This window comes from Streptomyces iranensis, from assembly GCF_017874715.1.
Lineage (GTDB): Bacteria > Actinomycetota > Actinomycetes > Streptomycetales > Streptomycetaceae > Streptomyces > Streptomyces iranensis.
In genome coordinates this window covers 215,618-231,173 of the sequence record NZ_JAGGLR010000018.1, presented here as the reverse complement: position 1 = coordinate 231,173, position 15,556 = coordinate 215,618, and the positions used below count along the sequence as shown (strand labels likewise).

The window sequence follows — 15,556 nt, the reverse complement described above, 5'->3', positions numbered from 1 at the left end:
ACCCCCGCGACTTATTGACGCGGGGGTCGCCTCGGCATCAGCGGAGATGCCTTGACTTCGTGCTCCTCACGATGGTCACTTGAGGGTTGTCCGGGACCGGGCTCCCAGGATCCCGTGCGGTGAGTTCGGCGGGCCACGAAGTCCCGGGATACAGGCCGACCGCTTCGCTCTTCATGCGAACCGTCGCATCAAATCCGTGATCGCCGGTAACGCGGACAGCGACCTCGTAGAACGCACGTTGATCACCACGGTTGGTGATCTTTATCGGTACGGTCACAGCGGATCCGCTGCGGACGGGCTTGAAGACCGTAACGTCCCCCTGGGTCTTCACGGGATGCCTGAAGTGCCCATTCTCCTTGGGCTCCCCCGGCGTAACCGGAACACCGCTTGGAGCTGCTGCGGCTCGTTCTCTGCCCGCTTCCTCCTGCGCTCTTTGCTCAGCCGTCTGAGGAGTAGGAGAGCTTCCTTCCGCTGACGCGGAAGGTTCGCCAGTGCCCGATGAGGAAGGTGATTCCGCGGCATTTAAAGCCCTGGTGGGCGATGCCGTGGCAGCGCTCGAGTCATCCCCATCGGCGCCGCACGCAGTGGTGAGGGCGCCCGCTGACAACATCAGCACGGTGAGAGCGAGCGCCGACCCGCGTGCTCCCGGCCGACGGCGCGGGAGGGCGGAATGTTGTGCCGATGTGTGCATGTTTCCGTTCCACTGCTGGACAACGTGACTGGGTCCGCGTACCGAGTTGGTGATCGTCACGCCGTTGCCACCGTGGCGGCTAAACCAGACCTCCGGCTGCTGGTCATACGTGTCCCCTCCCATGAAGTGAAACGGAATCAGGGCTGCGCGAAGCGAACTCGCTTGAACCCCCCGGTTCAGACGCGCGGCAGCCCTTGAACGCGGGCCCGAGAATACGTATCGAAGGAGATTCCGAGAAGACGGTGGCCGACGCACGCCCCTACCCACTCGGCCAATGTGGTGACAGGCAGTCACCACATTTTGATCCGCCGAGCCCTCGTAGCGACAAACCACCTCAAGAAACGACTCCTGAATCACTACCAACCGTCACATTGTGCGCTTCGTCACAAGCGGCGCCATCTATGCTCTGACTTCAAGCTCGTGCCGGGTTGGCGGTGAAGACGTCGGGGGGTCGTACAGGCCGTCGTCGTGTTCAGAGGAGCTTGAATCGATCGGGGTTGTTGTGGTCGCGATGGCGGGGCACTGGCATGGCGGCCACGCTTGTCCCCGAGTACGTGGGGCACGAGGGCCGGGCAGCGGAGATCCGGCAGTACGAAGGGGCGTCATCCCCGGTCTGCTCCAGACGCCGGAGCGGTGACGCTTGTCGCGGAGCGGCAAGCCGCACTCGTCCGGATGCCCCGCCGCTGCTCTTCGTGATGCTGGACGAAAGCCTGTGTCCGTCGGCCTATCGGCGAACCCTTCGTCATGGACGCCCAGTTCGCACGGCTGGTCGAGTTCGCCGAGTTGCCGAACACTGTGCTCCAAGTCGCTCTGTTCGACATGGGGGCGCGCCGCCCGTTCGACCTGCCGCTCTATATCCTGACGATGTCGGACCGTTCGCTCATGTCATACGCGGAGTCCGCCCAGCGGGGCCCATTTGAACGGGAAAGCACCTCAGTCGTGCGGGTCTCGGTTCAGGATCGGGTCTCGGTTGAGGTCGGTATGGGCTTCTCGGCTCGGTCGGGTGCGGGTTTCGTCTCGCGCCTTCGGCGCAATTGAGCAGCGGCGGCGGGGGCGGGGGGCTCGCGCCGCGTCGCCGGGCGCCGGGCCGGTGGATGCGAGCGCCGGTGGCGGCACCTGCGCTCGGGAGCTGGGGCCGATACCGGACTGACGGCCCCTCCGAGCACCCCTCGATAAAACGCTTGATCTGAAGCAACTAATTTGGCAAACGTTTTGGAGAGGGGTACCCCCAACCCCTGACAGCAAGGACCCGCACGGCCCGGCGCTCATGTTCGAGCCGACCGCCTGGTCGTCGTTCGTCTCTGCCGTCAGGCACGGGGAGTTCCCCGCCACCTGACCCAGCCGGCAACCAGCCACCCAAGCGATCGGCCCCCGGACCGGGGGCCGTCGTCATGGTGTGCCCAGCTGGTCTACGCAGGCGTTACACGGTCTGTCAACCTGTTCCAACCCGGGTGCCGGCCCCCCTATTGTGTTTACCGTCGGTGAGCAACCGATGTGCCAACGGGGGTGCGAGATGGATCCGATAACGTGGACGGGGCTGAGCCCGTCGCCACAGGGCTGAGCGGCATGGCCGAGGCAAATGCCATCGGGCGGGACGGCGCGAGCGGGGCGGCGTCGAACACAATCACTGGTGGTGTGTTCTTCCACGCCGTGATCCAGGGGCGGGACATCACCGTACAGTTGCCGCCGCAGGTCACCCCGGCGCTGTCCGCACTCCCTCCAGCGTCCGGCACTTTCACCGGTCGTGAGGAGCAGGTTGAGCGGTTACTCGAGGGCCTCGCTCCCGGCAGGGAGCAGCGGAAAGCACCGCTGCTGGCGGCGGTGGCGGGGATGGCCGGCGTTGGCAAGACCGAACTGGTGGTACAGACAGCCACCCGGGCGTTGAAGGAGCCGGGCTGGTTTCCCGGCGGCGTGCTGTTCGTCGACATGTTCGGCTACGACAGGGAACGCCGACTGCCTCCAGACCACGCCCTGGACGGTCTGTTACGGGCTCTGGGAATGCCCGGCGAACACATCCCCGATGGTCTACAGGACCGTACGCGGCTGTATCGCAGTGTGCTGTCCGCCTTCGCGGAACAGGGACGGCGGATACTGGTCGTCATCGACAACGCCTCCGACGAGGAGCAAGCTCGCCCTCTGCTGCCCACCGACGGCACCACCGCTGCTCTGCTCACCTCCCGTCACACTCTGGACGTTGACGCCCGTCTGCACGACCTCGACGTCCTCGACGTGCGATCCTCCACCGAGTTGCTCAACCAAGCCCTGCACAACGCCCTTGGCCCTGGCGACACCCGTGTGCAGGACGAGCCAGAGCACGCGAAAGCCATCGCCCGGCTTTGTGCCGGCCTGCCGCTGGCCCTGCGTATCGCAGCCGCCCTACTGGCTGATGCTCCTAAGCGGCCGCTGGTCTCCCTGGCTCTGGCCCTTGAAGCAGAGCACCGCCGGCTGGACCGGCTCCGCCGCGAGGAGCGCGCGGTACGCGCTGCCTTCGATCTCTCCCACCAGCACCTCGGCCACCAACAGGCCCGCCTGTTCCGGTTGCTGTCGCTCAACCCTGGCGACGACCTTTCTACCGAGAGCGCTGCCAACCTTGCCGACGACGACCTGTACGAGGTGGAGGGACTCCTTCAAGACCTGGCCCGCGCCCACCTGCTCGAACCTGCACACGTCTGGGGCCGCTGGCGGTTTCACGACCTCGTGCGCCTGTATGCCGACGAGAGGGGCCGCCTCCACGCCGACAGCGATGAACGTAACGTGGCCCGCTCCCGTCTCTTTGCCTACTACCAGACCACCGCGGAGGCCGCCAGCACTCATCTGGACACGCGACGCGGCACCCCCTCGGCCTGCTTTCCGGACCGCGATGGCGCGCTGGCCTGGCTGGATGCCGAACGCCCTAACCTCGTTGCCACCGTCACCGCCGCTCCGCAATTCGGCCTCCAGAAAACCAGCTTCGACCTTGCGGATGCTCTTACCCGGTACCTCCACGACTGCTATGCCTTTGATGCCTGGGTGACCGTCACGACGACGGCCCTGGCCATTTGTCGTGAGTTTGATGACCGCTGCGGTGAGGCAGTGGCGCTGAACCAGCTCGGTCTTGCCTTTGCCGGTTTGCGGCGGTTCGGCGAGGCCATCGACGCCCACGACAAGGCCGCAATCGTCTATCGCGGCCTTGGGGACCGCGACGGTGAAGCGGGGGCGCTGACGAATCTCGGCAGCGCGCTGACTGGGCTGCGGCGGTTCGACGATGCCATCACCGCGCATACCCAGGCGGTCACCATTTTCCATGAAACCGGCGACGGCCAGAAGGAAGGGCATGCGCTCAGCAACCTCGGCAGCGCGCTGACTGGGCTGCGGCGGTTCGACGATGCTCTAATCGCCTACACCCAGGCGGCCACCATTTTCAATAAGACTGGCAACCGCCGGGATGCTGCCCATGCGCTGAACAACGTTGGCGGCGTCTTGACCGAGCTGCGGCAGTTCGAAAGGGCCGTCGAATACCATGCGGCGGCTGCCACCATCTTTCGCACCCACGGTGACCGCCACAGTGAAGCACTCGCGTTTAACAACCTTGGCCGGGCTCTGGTCGGGCTGCGGCGGTTCGACCAGGCCATCAACGCTCATGCCAAGGCCGCCGCGATCTACGGTGAGGCCGGCGATCGCCACCGTGAAGGCGTTGCGCTGAACAACCATGGCCTGGCTCTGGTCGAGGTAGGACGGTTCGGCGAGGCCATCGATGCTCACACCCAGGCCGCCGCTATTTTCCGTGAGACCAGTGACCGCCATGGTGAAAGCCAAGCGCTGAACAATCTCGGTCGGCCTCTGGGCGAGATGGGACGGTTGAGCGAGGCTATCGACGCTCACACCCGGGCTGCGGCCATCTACTGCGACCTCGGCGATCGCCACCGTGAAGGATTGGCATTGCACAACCTCGGCGCCACTCTGTCGAAGGCGGGGCGATTCAAGGAAGCCATCGACGTCCAAACGAAGGCGCTCAACATCTTCCGGGAAACCGGCGACCGCCACCTTGAGGGCCTAGCCTTGCACAACCTCAGCAACGCTCTGTTGGCGAGGGGACAATTCAAGAAGGCGATCCACGCCCGAACGAAGGCCCTCACCATTTTCCGGGAAACCGGTAACCACCCCTGAGGTGCGGGGGCGAACGCCGTTATCAGCGCTTGCGCGCGGGCCGTGAGCGCTTGCCCGGACCCACCGTCACCACCTCGAAGTTGGACTTGGTGCGGTCCAGCCGGTGGAAGAGGTTGTCCGGCCCGGTGATGTACATCTTCGACACCCCGGCGCCCTTCAGCGTGTCCACCACCTTCGGCCAGTGGATCGGCAGATCGAAGGTGTCCAGCAGCATCGTGCGCAGCCCGTCGGCCGTGGTCACGATGGTGCCCTCCTGGTCGGTGACCACGGGCAGCTTGGGGTCGAGGATGTCGTACTTGGGCAGGATCTCCTCGGCGGCCCGGCGCCGCAGCTCCGCGAACGCGGGCGCGTGCACCGCCGGGACCATGCTGTACATGGAGTAGCCGCCGGCCTGGCTGATCGCCTTCTTGAACCACTCCAGCTCCGTCTCGCGCAGCGACACCATGAAGAAGCCGTCGTCGAGATAGCCGGAGTAGTCGTACCACTCATCGCGCTCGCCGAGCTCGGTGAGGATCTCCGTCAGCTTCTCCCGCGGAGTGCGGACGAAGGTGTGGGTGACCGCGTCCTGGTACTCCTCGGCGAAGTACGCGTGCTCACAGCGGGCCAGCTCCGCGGTGAGCCGCACCACCTCGGGGAACGGCAGCGAACTGACGTAGGCCGCGGCCGCCTTCTGCCCGAAGCTGGGGCCCACGCACAGGTCGGGGACCAGGCCGTGCTCCTGCTCCGCCCGGTCCGCCGAGGCCATCGAGTTCACCAGGAAGGCGATCTGGGTGGCCTCGGAGTAGTCGTCCTCGGAGTCGCGGAGCCGGTCGAAGACCGAGTAGCCCAGCGCCTCGTCGGCCTCGGCGAGCCGCTTCCGGGCGAACGGGTCGAGCGTGAGGAACCTGCCCACCTCGGAGAAGCCGGAGGGTCCCATGCCCGGGAAAACGATGGCTGTCTTCGGCTGCTCGGATGCCGTCATGGTGTGGTGCCTTACTCTCAAGTCCTGCCGTGGCTCAGTCCTGCGCCCGGCGGTTGAAGCCCCGGATACCGATCGTCCCGAAGACCAGGATGGCCGCCGCGATGGCCGAGAAGCAGATCCAGAGCGGGATCGACTCCGGAGTCTTCGGTCCGGGGGTCAGCAGCAGTCCGCGCATCGCCTCGGTGACGTAGGTCAGCGGGTTGAAGGTGCACAGCACCTGGAACCAGCGGACGGTCTCCAGGCTCCGCCACGGGAACTGCGTGGCCCCGGTGAACATGATCGGGGTCAGCGTCATGGCGAAGACGATGGAGATGTGACGCGCGGGCGCCAGGGTGCCCAGGGTGAGGCCGACGCAGCCGCCGACGAGTCCGCCGAGGCTGAGGATGCCCAGCGTCACCGGCATCTTCTCCAGCGGCCAGGAGACGTCGTCCAGCAGCGCCAGACCGATCGGGATCATGACCAGCGAGCCGATCAGACCGCGCATCGCGCCGAAGACCGCCTTCTCCACCGCCACCAGTGCGACCGGGATGGGCGCGAGCAATCGGTCCTCGATCTCCTTGGTCCAGGAGAAGTCGATGGCCAGTGGCAGCGCGGTGTTCTGCAGGGCGACCAGGAAGCTGTTGAGCGCCACCACACCGGGCAGCAGCACCTGCTGGAAGCCGGGCTGGGTGAAGCCGATCTCGCCGAGCACCTTGCCGAAGACGAACAGCATGAAGAACGGTTCCACGATGACCTGGCCCAGGAAGGGGCCCATCTCGCGGCCGGTGACGAAGATGTCGCGCCACAGGATGAAGAAGAACGTCCGCCACCGGTTGGCGCGGCGCCGGTGACGCCCGCTGCGCCGCTTGGCGTCGGGCAGTTCGAGTTCGAATTCGGGCTGCGGCTCGGGCTCGGGCTCCACGAGCGGCGAACGGGCGTCCGCCGCCGCGATGATCGCGTTCAGCGCGGCCTTGGCGTCCTGTGCGGCCTGGGTCGCCGACGGGGCCGGTATGGGCTTGATGACCAGCGTCAGGGTGTCGCCGATGTCGCCGCCGTGCGGGGCGCCCATGCCCCTGGGCTCGTGGTGCCGGTGCTCCTGCGGCCGGCTCTCGTGGTGCCGGGGGTCGTGCGGCCGGTTCTCGTGCTTGACCGGCGCGTTCGGGGCGGCCCTCTGGACCTCGGCGCCCGGACGCGGGGGCTGGGCCCCGGGACCGGGGCCGGGACCGGGGCCGGGACGCGGGGCGGACGGCTTGGACCGTACGAGCACGGTCCGGGTGTCCTCGAAGCCGTCGTCCTCGGCGGGGTTGGGGTCGACGCTCCGCGGATCGGTGGCCCCGGACCCGTCCGGCCTGGCGCCGGGGGTCCTGGGGTCGACGGGCCTGCGTGTCGCGTCGGACCGCTCACCGCCCCGGCCGGCGGAACCCTGGCCGCCGCCCTGGTGCGGGGGCGTCGCCGCGCCGGTCGCGGGGTTCTCCTGCCCGGCCTTGCCGCCGGGGGCCCCGTCCGTCGATGACGTGGGTCGTGAGGAGGAGCTCATCGCATCTCCTTCCCCGTCAGGTCGACAAAGACGTCTTCCAGGCTCGCCTTGCTCACATTCAGGTCCTTGATCTCGCACTCGGTGTCGGTCAGGGCCTTGATGACCGTGGGCAGTAGCACGGAGGACGGCGCGTTGCTGTAGACCTTCATCCGGAAGGTGCCGTCGTTGACGGCCGCGGCCCCGCCCATGTCGTCCTCGGCACCACCGAGCACCTCGACCCGCTCGGCGACCCCGAGGCCCTGCACCATGTGGACCACGCCGTTCATCCCGCTGTGCGGCGGGCGCACCGTGACGGTCAGCGCGGTGTTGCTCATCCGGCTGGTCAGCGCCTCGGGGGTGTCCAGAGCGAGCAGCTTGCCGTGGTCGACGATGCCGATCCGGTCACAGAGCTTGGACGCTTCCTCCATGTCGTGGGTGGTGATCACCACCGTGACGCCACGGGTCTTCAGTTCGGCGACCCGGTCGCGGACGAAGATCTGGGACTGTGGGTCGAGGCCGGTGGCCGGCTCGTCCAGGAACAGCACTCGGGGGCGGTGCATCAGCGCCCGCGCGATCATCACGCGCTGCGCCTGACCGCCGGAGACCTGGTCCGCCCGAGCCTTGGCATGGTCGCCGAGGCCGACCCACTCCAGGCTCTCGTCCGCCAGGCGGTTGCGCTCCGAGCGGGGGAGACCGTGGTAGCCGGCGTGGAAGGTCAGGTTCTGACGGATCGTCAGTGACCGGTCCAGGTTGTTGCGCTGCGGCACGATGGCGAAGGACTGCCGGGCCACCGCCGGCCTGCGCACCACGTCGACGCCCTGCACGAAGGCGCGTCCGCCGCTGGGCGCGACACGGGTGGTCAGGATGCCGATGGTGGTGGTCTTACCCGCTCCGTTGGGCCCGAGGAAGCCGAAGACCTCGCCGTGCCTGACGGTGAAGCTGAGATTGTCGACAGCCGGAACGGGCCGGCCGGGGTACTTCTTGACCAAGCCGTCGACAACGACGGCGAAATCAATAGGACGTGTTGTGTTCATCGCTGTCGTCGCACCGATTTAATTGGCTTGAGGAGACCATTACTTTGCACATGTTTAACACGACGGCTTGACTCCTGGCCCCTAACTGCCCCCAGATTAGGGGGTAGTGGCACGGGTGAGGGGGCCTTAGGGGGCGCCCAGCTGTGTCCCGCGCCACGTCGGGACGGGCGCGGTACCCGCATATAGCGCGTACCTCGAATAGCGGTTACTAGGGGTTGTGGCCCAGGAGAAGGGCTCATAGCCTCACGGAGTCAGCATCTCGGACGAGCGTGGTCGACGCGCCCCACCGTGCACTCGTGCCCGGCCCCTCAGTGCAATCGCGGGGATGTACTCCTTGAGCCAGATCAAGCCCGATGATGTGGGCCTTATTCGGATATTGCAAACGGAAACTCCGAGCAGTTTCCGGCTGATCTGTTTCCCGGAATCCGCCCACTCCACCGCGTACTACCTCTCACTGTCCGAGCTTCTGCTGCCCACGGTGGAGGTGCTGGCGATCCAGTACCCCCTGTATGCCGGGCTCGAGGACGATGAGCGGCTGACCGACTCCGCCGAACTCGCGGACCGGATCTTCGGTGCGCTGGGGGAGTGGATGGACCGCCCGCTGGCCTTCTTCGGCCACCGGGCCGGCGCCGATCTCGCCTACCGCGTCGCCGAGCGCCTGGAACGGGAGACCGGGACGCCGCTGCTGACCCTGTTCGTCTCCGGCCGGACCGCGCACTGGGGCATGACCCTGGGGCCCCCGGCGCTCGGCTGCCGGATCGTCGCCCTCGCCGGTGAGGGCGACCCCAAGACCCCGCTGCGCGGCGTACGGGCCTGGCGGCGGCGGACGAGCGGACGATTCGACCTCGAGGTGTTTCCCGGTTCCCGCTACTACCTCGACTCGAGCCGGAGAGAGGTCGTCAACCTGGTGCACGACCAGCTGCTCTCCCAAGTCCCCGTCGACGCCGAGTGGGAAGCCGGCGCCGAAGACCAGGGAGCCTAGGGGGGACCCGCCCAGGGCTGCCCGTACTCCTGAGCGAAGCTGCCCGTACTCCTGAGCGAAAAGGAAAAGAGTACGTTCGATGACCGCGAAGATCTACGCGCTCGACTCGGTGCAGACCCTGGCCGACTTCGAGCTGGACGCGCTGCGCGTCGCCGATGTGATCCGCGAGCACGGGGTGACCCACGGCGACCGCGTCATCTTCAAGGCGGGCAACTCCGCCGCCTACGTGAGCGTGCTGTTCGCGCTCATGCACGTGGGAGCCTCCATCGTCCTGATCGACCAGCAGGAGCACCCGGACGAGACCCGGCGGATAGCGGGGCGCACCGGTGCCGCGATCGCCTTCGTGGACGACGACGCCCCGATCCACGACGACATCCGTACGGTGAACCTCTACGAGCTGATCGCCCCGGCCGCCGGGCGCCCGCTCAACCGCCGGGAGCTGGACTTCGACGCCTGGGCCGACCGGCGCGACGGCCTGGTCATGTGGACCTCCGGTTCCACCGGCGAGCCCAAGGGCGCCGTCAAGTCCGGCGCCAAGTTCCTCACCAACCTGGAGCGCAACGCCGCCCAGGTCGGGCACCGGCCGGACGACGTACTGCTGCCGCTGCTGCCCTTCGCCCACCAGTACGGGCTGTCCATGGTGCTCATCGCCTGGCTCACCCGCTGCTCGCTGGTGATCGCCCCGTACAAGCGGCTGGACCGGGCCGTCCAGATGGCCGGGCGGACCGGCGCCACGGTGATCGACGCCACCCCGTCCAGCTATCGCACCATGCTCAACCTGGTCGGCCGGAAGCCTTCGCTGCGGGCCCAGTTGGAGGGCGTCCGGATGTTTTGCTCGGGCGCCGCACCGCTGGACGGCGCCCTCTCCGAGCGCTACGTGGCGGAATTCGGGCTGCCGCTGCTGGACAGCTACGGCAGCACCGAGCTGGGCAACATCGCCTTCGCCACCCTGGAGAACCCGGTCTCCTGCGGCCGGGCCATGGACGGCATCAAGCTGCGCGTCATCGACGAGGACGGCCACCCGGCCGCCCCCGGTGAGGCCGGCGAGATCGAGGTCGACACCCCGGACGCGCTCGAGGGCCACCTCGCGGCGGACGGCACCATCGACGCCGTGCCCACCGGCTGGCAGTCCACCGGCGACCTCGGCTACCTCGACGAGGAGGACAACCTCTTCGTCCTGGGGCGGAAGTTCGCGGTGCACCGCTCCGGCTACACGCTCTACCCCGAGCTGATCGAGCGGAAGGCGGCCCTCGCCGAGATCTCCACCCGGATCGTGCCGCTCCCCGACGAGCGCCGCGCCGGTGACGAGCAGCTGGTCTTCTTCGTGGAGGACGAGGAGCTGCGGGACGCCAGGCACTGGCGGGAGCGGCTCTGTCAGGTGCTCCCGGTCTACGAACAGCCCAACCGGGTCGAGGTGCTGGAGAACTTCCCGCTCAACCGCAACGGCAAGCCGGACAAGCGCCGCCTCGAGCAGCTCGCCCGGGGCTGAGACCCGGGCTGAGCCCCAGGGCTGAGACATGACAGGGGGGAGCCGACGGCGCGCATCGGCTCCCCCTGTGCGTGGCGCCGCGGCCGTCAGTCGTACGGAAGCTCCAGCGGCGCGAAGCTGTCGAAGAGATCGCCGGGGCCGGGGTTGTCCGGATGGGTGGTGCCGCCGAGGTGGCGGAGCACGCCCCACACCGCGTTCAGCGCCGTGGTCACCGCTCCCTCGGCGAAGCCGGCCGTCCAGGAGACATCGTCCCCGCACAGGAAGAAGCCCTGCTGCCCCGGGTCCATCCCGTCCTGCATGAACTGGGTGAACAGCCGCCGCTGATAGCGGTAGTGGCCGGGCAGATTGTTCTTGAAGGCCCCCATGAAGCGGGGCTCGGTCTCCCAGGTGACGGTCAGCGGCCCCGCGATGATGTGCGACCGGATGTCCACATCCGGATAGATCACGGCCAGCTTGGTCAGCAGCGTCTCCAGCCGCTCCTCGGGGGAGAGCGTGGCGACCTTCAGCGAGTCGTCGTTCCAGGTGTACGACAGGCACATCACGCCGGGCCGGTCGGGCCCGTCGTCGAACAGATAGACCCCGCGCGGCATCCGGTCGGTGAGCGTCATGCTCATCGCGTCGTGGCCGGTGGCCGGGTCGGTGTCCCGCCAGAACGGCCGGTCGACCAGGACGAACAGCTTGGACGCGCCCATGTAGTGGGTGCGCTCCACCGCTGTCCACAGCGGAGTGGACAACAGCGTCGAATCGCAGTCGACCCGGTTCAGCAGCGTCCACACATGCGGGCTGAAGACCACCGCGGGGAACTCGCGCTCCTCGCCGCTCTCGTCCGTCACCCGGATGCCGTCGGCGGTCCGCCGCAGCCGGGTGACCGCGGGTCGGGGGCGGCCGCCGTGCAGCGAGGCCAGCGAGGTGCCCCGCGGCCAGTGCCGAAGCGTCTCCGGCCGGTGCTCCCACAGCCCGTTCGGCACCTGGGAGGAGCCGCCGACTATGCCCACCTGGTTGTCGTCGGCCTCGGTGACCACGACACGCAGGATCTCCAGCACCGAGTTGGGGAAGTCGGTGTCCCAGCCGCCGGTGCCGAAGCCCACCTGACCGAAGATCTCCCGGTGGCGGAACGACTGGAAGGTGGAGGAGGTGGCGAGGAAGCCGTAGAAGGACTGGTCGTCGAACTCCTTGACCAGCGAGTTCCATACGGTCTTCAGCGTGGAGACGTCCCGCCGCTGGATGGCGTCCCGCAGCGTGGCCAGGTCGGCCCGCTCCTGGAGCGCCTTGTCCCAGGCGTCGGCGACCTCCTGGTAGACGTCCGGGAGCTCGTCCGTGGTGCGCGCCCGGTCCTGACCGCCGTTCAGGTCGATCAGCGTGCTCGCGGTGGCCGGTGCCAAAGGATTAGGGAAAGGACGAGTGGACAGGCCCAGCAGATCGATGTAATGGAACAGCGATCGGGCGGCGACGGGAAAGCGCATGGCGCCCATCTCCGCCTTGTATTCCGGATTACCGGGGAAGGGCGTGGAGCGCATCCGGCCGCCCAGTTGCTCCGCTTCATAAAGAACTGGGGAAAGCCCTAGTCGTAGAAGCTCATAGGCCGCGGTCAGTCCGGACATCCCGCCGCCGATGACGGCGACTTCGGTTCCGTGCAGCGCAGCAGGCAGGGCGCCCAGACCCGCTGGATGGGACAGCCATCTGTCGTAGGAAAAGGGGAAATCCGGCACGAGCATCGTCGTGGCGGACGCGGTGGCGCACGTCATGGCATCAACCTCGTTGGGGCCGAGCGGCTTCGCGGGGAGATCAGGCGGTATAAGCGACATCGAAATCCAGGCTCGCGGGCAGTTCTCGGCGCTGGCTGATGTTGATCTTCCGGTAGACACGGGTCAGGTGTTGTTCCACCGTGGAGATCGTGATGAAAAGCTTAGCGGCGATCTCGCGGTTGGTGTAGCCGGAAGCTGCTAGTGCTGCCACTCGACTTTCTGCGTCGGAGAGTTCGGAAAAGGCGGCGGTATCCTCTCCGGTACGGGTCGCCTCCGACAGGGCCGAACGGGCCGGAGTGCGCTGCAATGAGCGGGACAGCTCGTCGGCGCCGCAGCTGTCCGCGAGCCGCAGGGCCCGACGGGTCATCAGCCGGCTGGTGTCCAGATCGCCGAGCTGCTTATGCGTCTCCGCCAGGTCCGCCAGCGCCCGCGCCATCTCGTACCAGCCGCCGCTCGCCTGGAGCACCCCCACCGCCTGCTGGAGCAGCGCGATGCGCTCGTGTCGCGGCCGGGTGGCGGCCAGCACCCGCAGCGCGGCGCCCCGGGTACGCGAGGAGGACTCCCCGGCCAGCTCCAGCTGCTCCTCCGCCAGCCGCGCCGCCCGCTCCTGGCCGCCGAGCGTCAGCCAGGTCTCGGCGGCGCCGAGCCGCCAGGTCAGGGTGGCGGGGGAGTCCAGGCCCCAGTCGGCCATCTTCTCGCCGCAGGCGCGGAAGTCGGTGAGGGCCGCGTGCTGCCGGCCGGTGGCCAGCTGGTGCCGGGCCCGTGCGTAGAGGTAGTGCAGCCCGAACCGGTTGCGGTACATCTCGTCCGGCACCGGGCGGGCGAGCAGTTCGGCCGCCGCGTCATGGTTGCCCATCGCGGTGTGGGCGTTGATCAGCATCCCCAGCGGCATGCCGACGGTGACGCCCCAGCCGCGCGCCGGAAGCTCCTCCAGCGCCCGCTCGGCGTACCGGACCGTGTCCCGCAGCCGTCCCACGCGCAGCGCGATCTGGGCCCGCAGCACGCAGAAGTAGGCCAGCAGCGCCTTGGCGCCGCGCTCGGAGGTCTCCTCGATCAGCCGGTCGCACCAGGAGGTGGCGGTGGCGTGGCGGTCGGCGTACACCAGCGTCTGGAGCGCGGCGTGCACCGTCAGCATCGTCCGGTCGGAGAGCCGGACGGTCTCCAGCACCCGCTCCGCGGCCCGTACGGCGCGCTCGTCGACCCCGTGGCTCAGTACGGTCCGCAGCGCGCGGAACGCGGTCAGATGGGGCGACTCCGGGGTCTGGTCCGGTGACAGCGGGACGTCCCACGGGCCGTCGTCGGCCTCCCCCTGGTCCAGGAAGGGCCACAGTTCCGGGTGGTCGGGGTAGGTGGAGGACAGGGCGAGCCGGATGGCGCGCAGCCCGGTGTCAAGATCGGTGCCCGGGTGCTCGGCGGCGGCCCGGCTGAGCTGCTTCAGCGCGGCGGCCGCCTCGTCCATCCGGCCAAGACCCAGCAGCCCGATGACGACCGGGATGGTCTCGGGGGCGGGCAGCAGCCCGCTGCCCGCCGGACCGGCCAGCGACTGCAGCCGCCGCATCTGGGACAGCGGGTTGAACGGCCACATGGCCTGCACCATCGTGGCCTGGAGCTGCAGCGCCTCGCGCTCGTCGGTGGTGTAACGGTCGGCCATCTGGAGGCAGTTCATCGCCAGTTCCCTGCGGTCCGCGGCGATGGCGTGTACGGCCGCGTCGCACAGCGCCTGCGTGATCCACTCCTCGACCGGCTCGGACCCCTCGTGGCTGAGCAGATGGCGGGCCACGTCGATGGGGTCGGCACCCTCCTCGTACAGCAGCCTGGCGGCCCGGTGGTGCAGCGGGCCGAGCTCGTGCAGCTCCAGGTCGTCCAGGAGCACGGTGCGCACCGCGTCGCTGCGGAACCGCCCGCCGTGCAGGATCCCGACCTCGGTGAGCAGCGCGACGGACTGCCGGACCAGCCGCTCCTCGACCTCGATCAGCCTGCTCAGCAGGGGAACGGACGTGGCGTCACCCAGCAGCGCGATCCCGTGGGCCACCCGGCGGTGGGCCGGGCCGCCGCGGTAGACGCAGGACAGCGCCGCCTGCCGGAACAGCTCCCCGGCCACCGGGGCGTCCGTGCCGGGCGCGGGGTCGAGGGGGCCGCGGGTGAGGCGGGAGAACCGGTCGTCCAGCAGACCGCGAAGCAGCAGCAGATTGCCGCCGGTCATCTCGTGGTACGCGGCGGCGTGGCGCCCGGCCTCCTCGGTGCCCAACTCCTCGGTCAGCAGCGTGGAGACGCCCGCGACGGTGAGCGGGGCGAGCCGGACGTGGCACACCTTCGGCTCGTGCAGCAGCTCGTCCAGGGCGGTGGCGGCGGGGCCGGTCAGCGACCCGCGGCTCACCACGACGGACAGCGCCTCCGAGCGGCAGCGCCGGATGCCGTACGCCAGGCAGCGCAGCGACGGCAGATCGGCGAACTGGACATCGTCGATGGCGATCAACAGGGGGGCGTCGCCGGTCAGTTCGTCGAGGGTGCGGTGGAAGTCCTGGAGTAGCGGGAGCTCGGCCTGGTCCGGGCCGTTCGGGTCGCGGAGCGCCTCGAGACCGGGGCGCGGCCGGGAAGGCTGAAGACGGGTCGGCATGCCCTGGTAGAGCTGCTCGAGCACGGCGTAGGGGAACTTCTGCTCCGAGGCGGAGGCGACCGCGGGCAGTACCCGGACGCCGCGTCCGCCCGCCATATCGGTCACGGTGTGCAGAAGTGCGGTCTTTCCCGATGTCACGGCGCCGCTGATAACGGCGAGCCGACTTCCCTCGCGGGCGCCCTCGAAGAGGAGCCGATTGAGCCGGGCCATCTCCTGATCGCGCTCCACCAACACGTACGAAACACCTTCCCCGATTTTCCGTGTGCACAGGGGTCTTGAAAGCGAATCACCGTGCATGGCGCACCTGGTAATGCATCGTCCCCCGAGAGTTGAAAATACCGTGCCGCTGTTCGGGTCCCCTATCCCTTCCGTTACTGCACCCTGTGCGGCGGCATC

Annotated in this window: 8 protein-coding genes and 2 pseudogenes; 5 read left to right on the top strand and 5 right to left on the bottom strand. The window is 68.4% G+C overall.

Annotation, left to right across the window (positions count from 1 at the left end; genetic code table 11):
- Positions 1 to 1,200 precede the first annotated feature (1,200 nt).
- From J2Z30_RS51820 to J2Z30_RS31185, 3 genes and pseudogenes are all read left to right on the top strand, one after another.
- Positions 1,201 to 1,729: pseudogene (locus J2Z30_RS51820) on the top strand (DUF5753 domain-containing protein); the annotation flags it as partial.
- A 181-nt stretch (positions 1,730 to 1,910) separates the two neighbouring features.
- Positions 1,911 to 2,027, top strand: a pseudogene (locus J2Z30_RS31190) (DUF397 domain-containing protein); the annotation flags it as partial.
- 191 nt (positions 2,028 to 2,218) lie between these two features.
- Entirely contained in the window at positions 2,219 to 4,837 is a 2,619-nt protein-coding gene (locus tag J2Z30_RS31185; protein WP_052701581.1) for a tetratricopeptide repeat protein, read from the top strand.
- Between the two features lie 22 nt (positions 4,838 to 4,859).
- On the opposite strand, the gene J2Z30_RS31180 is transcribed toward J2Z30_RS31185, so the two are convergent.
- From J2Z30_RS31180 to J2Z30_RS31170, 3 genes are read right to left on the bottom strand one after another with little or no spacing between them, the layout of a single operon-like run.
- On the bottom strand, positions 4,860 to 5,798 hold the full coding sequence (locus J2Z30_RS31180; RefSeq protein WP_044575071.1) for an ACP S-malonyltransferase: 939 nt from the start codon (positions 5,796 to 5,798) through the stop codon (positions 4,860 to 4,862).
- A 34-nt stretch (positions 5,799 to 5,832) separates the two neighbouring features.
- The gene (locus J2Z30_RS49970) at positions 5,833 to 7,314 is read right to left on the bottom strand and encodes an ABC transporter permease (RefSeq protein ID WP_245388622.1); all 1,482 of its coding nucleotides are present in this window, start codon (positions 7,312 to 7,314) and stop codon (positions 5,833 to 5,835) included.
- Positions 7,311 to 8,327 carry an ABC transporter ATP-binding protein gene (locus J2Z30_RS31170; protein WP_078956876.1) on the bottom strand — a complete coding sequence of 339 codons (1,017 nt, stop codon included), beginning with the start codon at positions 8,325 to 8,327 and terminating at the stop codon, positions 7,311 to 7,313. The genes J2Z30_RS49970 and J2Z30_RS31170 overlap by 4 nt, the downstream gene beginning before the upstream one ends.
- Before the next feature lie 376 nt (positions 8,328 to 8,703).
- On the opposite strand from J2Z30_RS31170, the gene J2Z30_RS31165 reads away from it, so the two are divergent.
- Together J2Z30_RS31165 and J2Z30_RS31160 are read left to right on the top strand one after the other, a co-directional pair.
- A complete protein-coding gene (locus tag J2Z30_RS31165) occupies positions 8,704 to 9,309 on the top strand; it encodes a thioesterase II family protein (protein ID WP_245388621.1) in 606 nt (201 codons plus the stop codon).
- Between the two features lie 79 nt (positions 9,310 to 9,388).
- Entirely contained in the window at positions 9,389 to 10,798 is a 1,410-nt protein-coding gene (locus J2Z30_RS31160) for a class I adenylate-forming enzyme family protein (protein WP_044575077.1), read from the top strand.
- An 86-nt stretch (positions 10,799 to 10,884) separates the two neighbouring features.
- Here J2Z30_RS31160 and J2Z30_RS31155 read toward each other — a convergent pair whose 3' ends face one another.
- Positions 10,885 to 12,543: a flavin monoamine oxidase family protein gene (locus J2Z30_RS31155; RefSeq protein WP_044575080.1), complete on the bottom strand. Its 1,659-nt coding sequence runs from the start codon at positions 12,541 to 12,543 to the stop codon at positions 10,885 to 10,887.
- Between the two features lie 40 nt (positions 12,544 to 12,583).
- The gene (locus J2Z30_RS31150) at positions 12,584 to 15,394 is read right to left on the bottom strand and encodes a helix-turn-helix transcriptional regulator (protein ID WP_052701582.1); all 2,811 of its coding nucleotides are present in this window, start codon (positions 15,392 to 15,394) and stop codon (positions 12,584 to 12,586) included.
- Positions 15,395 to 15,556 lie beyond the last annotated feature (162 nt).

Coding starts and splice junctions, on each gene's coding strand:
- J2Z30_RS31180 (WP_044575071.1), bottom strand. CDS start 5,798: ATGACGGCATCCGAGCAGCCGAAGACAGCCATCGTTTTCCCGGGCATG.
- J2Z30_RS49970 (WP_245388622.1), bottom strand. CDS start 7,314: ATGAGCTCCTCCTCACGACCCACGTCATCGACGGACGGGGCCCCCGGC.
- J2Z30_RS31170 (WP_078956876.1), bottom strand. CDS start 8,327: ATGAACACAACACGTCCTATTGATTTCGCCGTCGTTGTCGACGGCTTG.
- J2Z30_RS31160 (WP_044575077.1), top strand. CDS start 9,389: ATGACCGCGAAGATCTACGCGCTCGACTCGGTGCAGACCCTGGCCGAC.
- J2Z30_RS31155 (WP_044575080.1), bottom strand. CDS start 12,543: ATGACGTGCGCCACCGCGTCCGCCACGACGATGCTCGTGCCGGATTTC.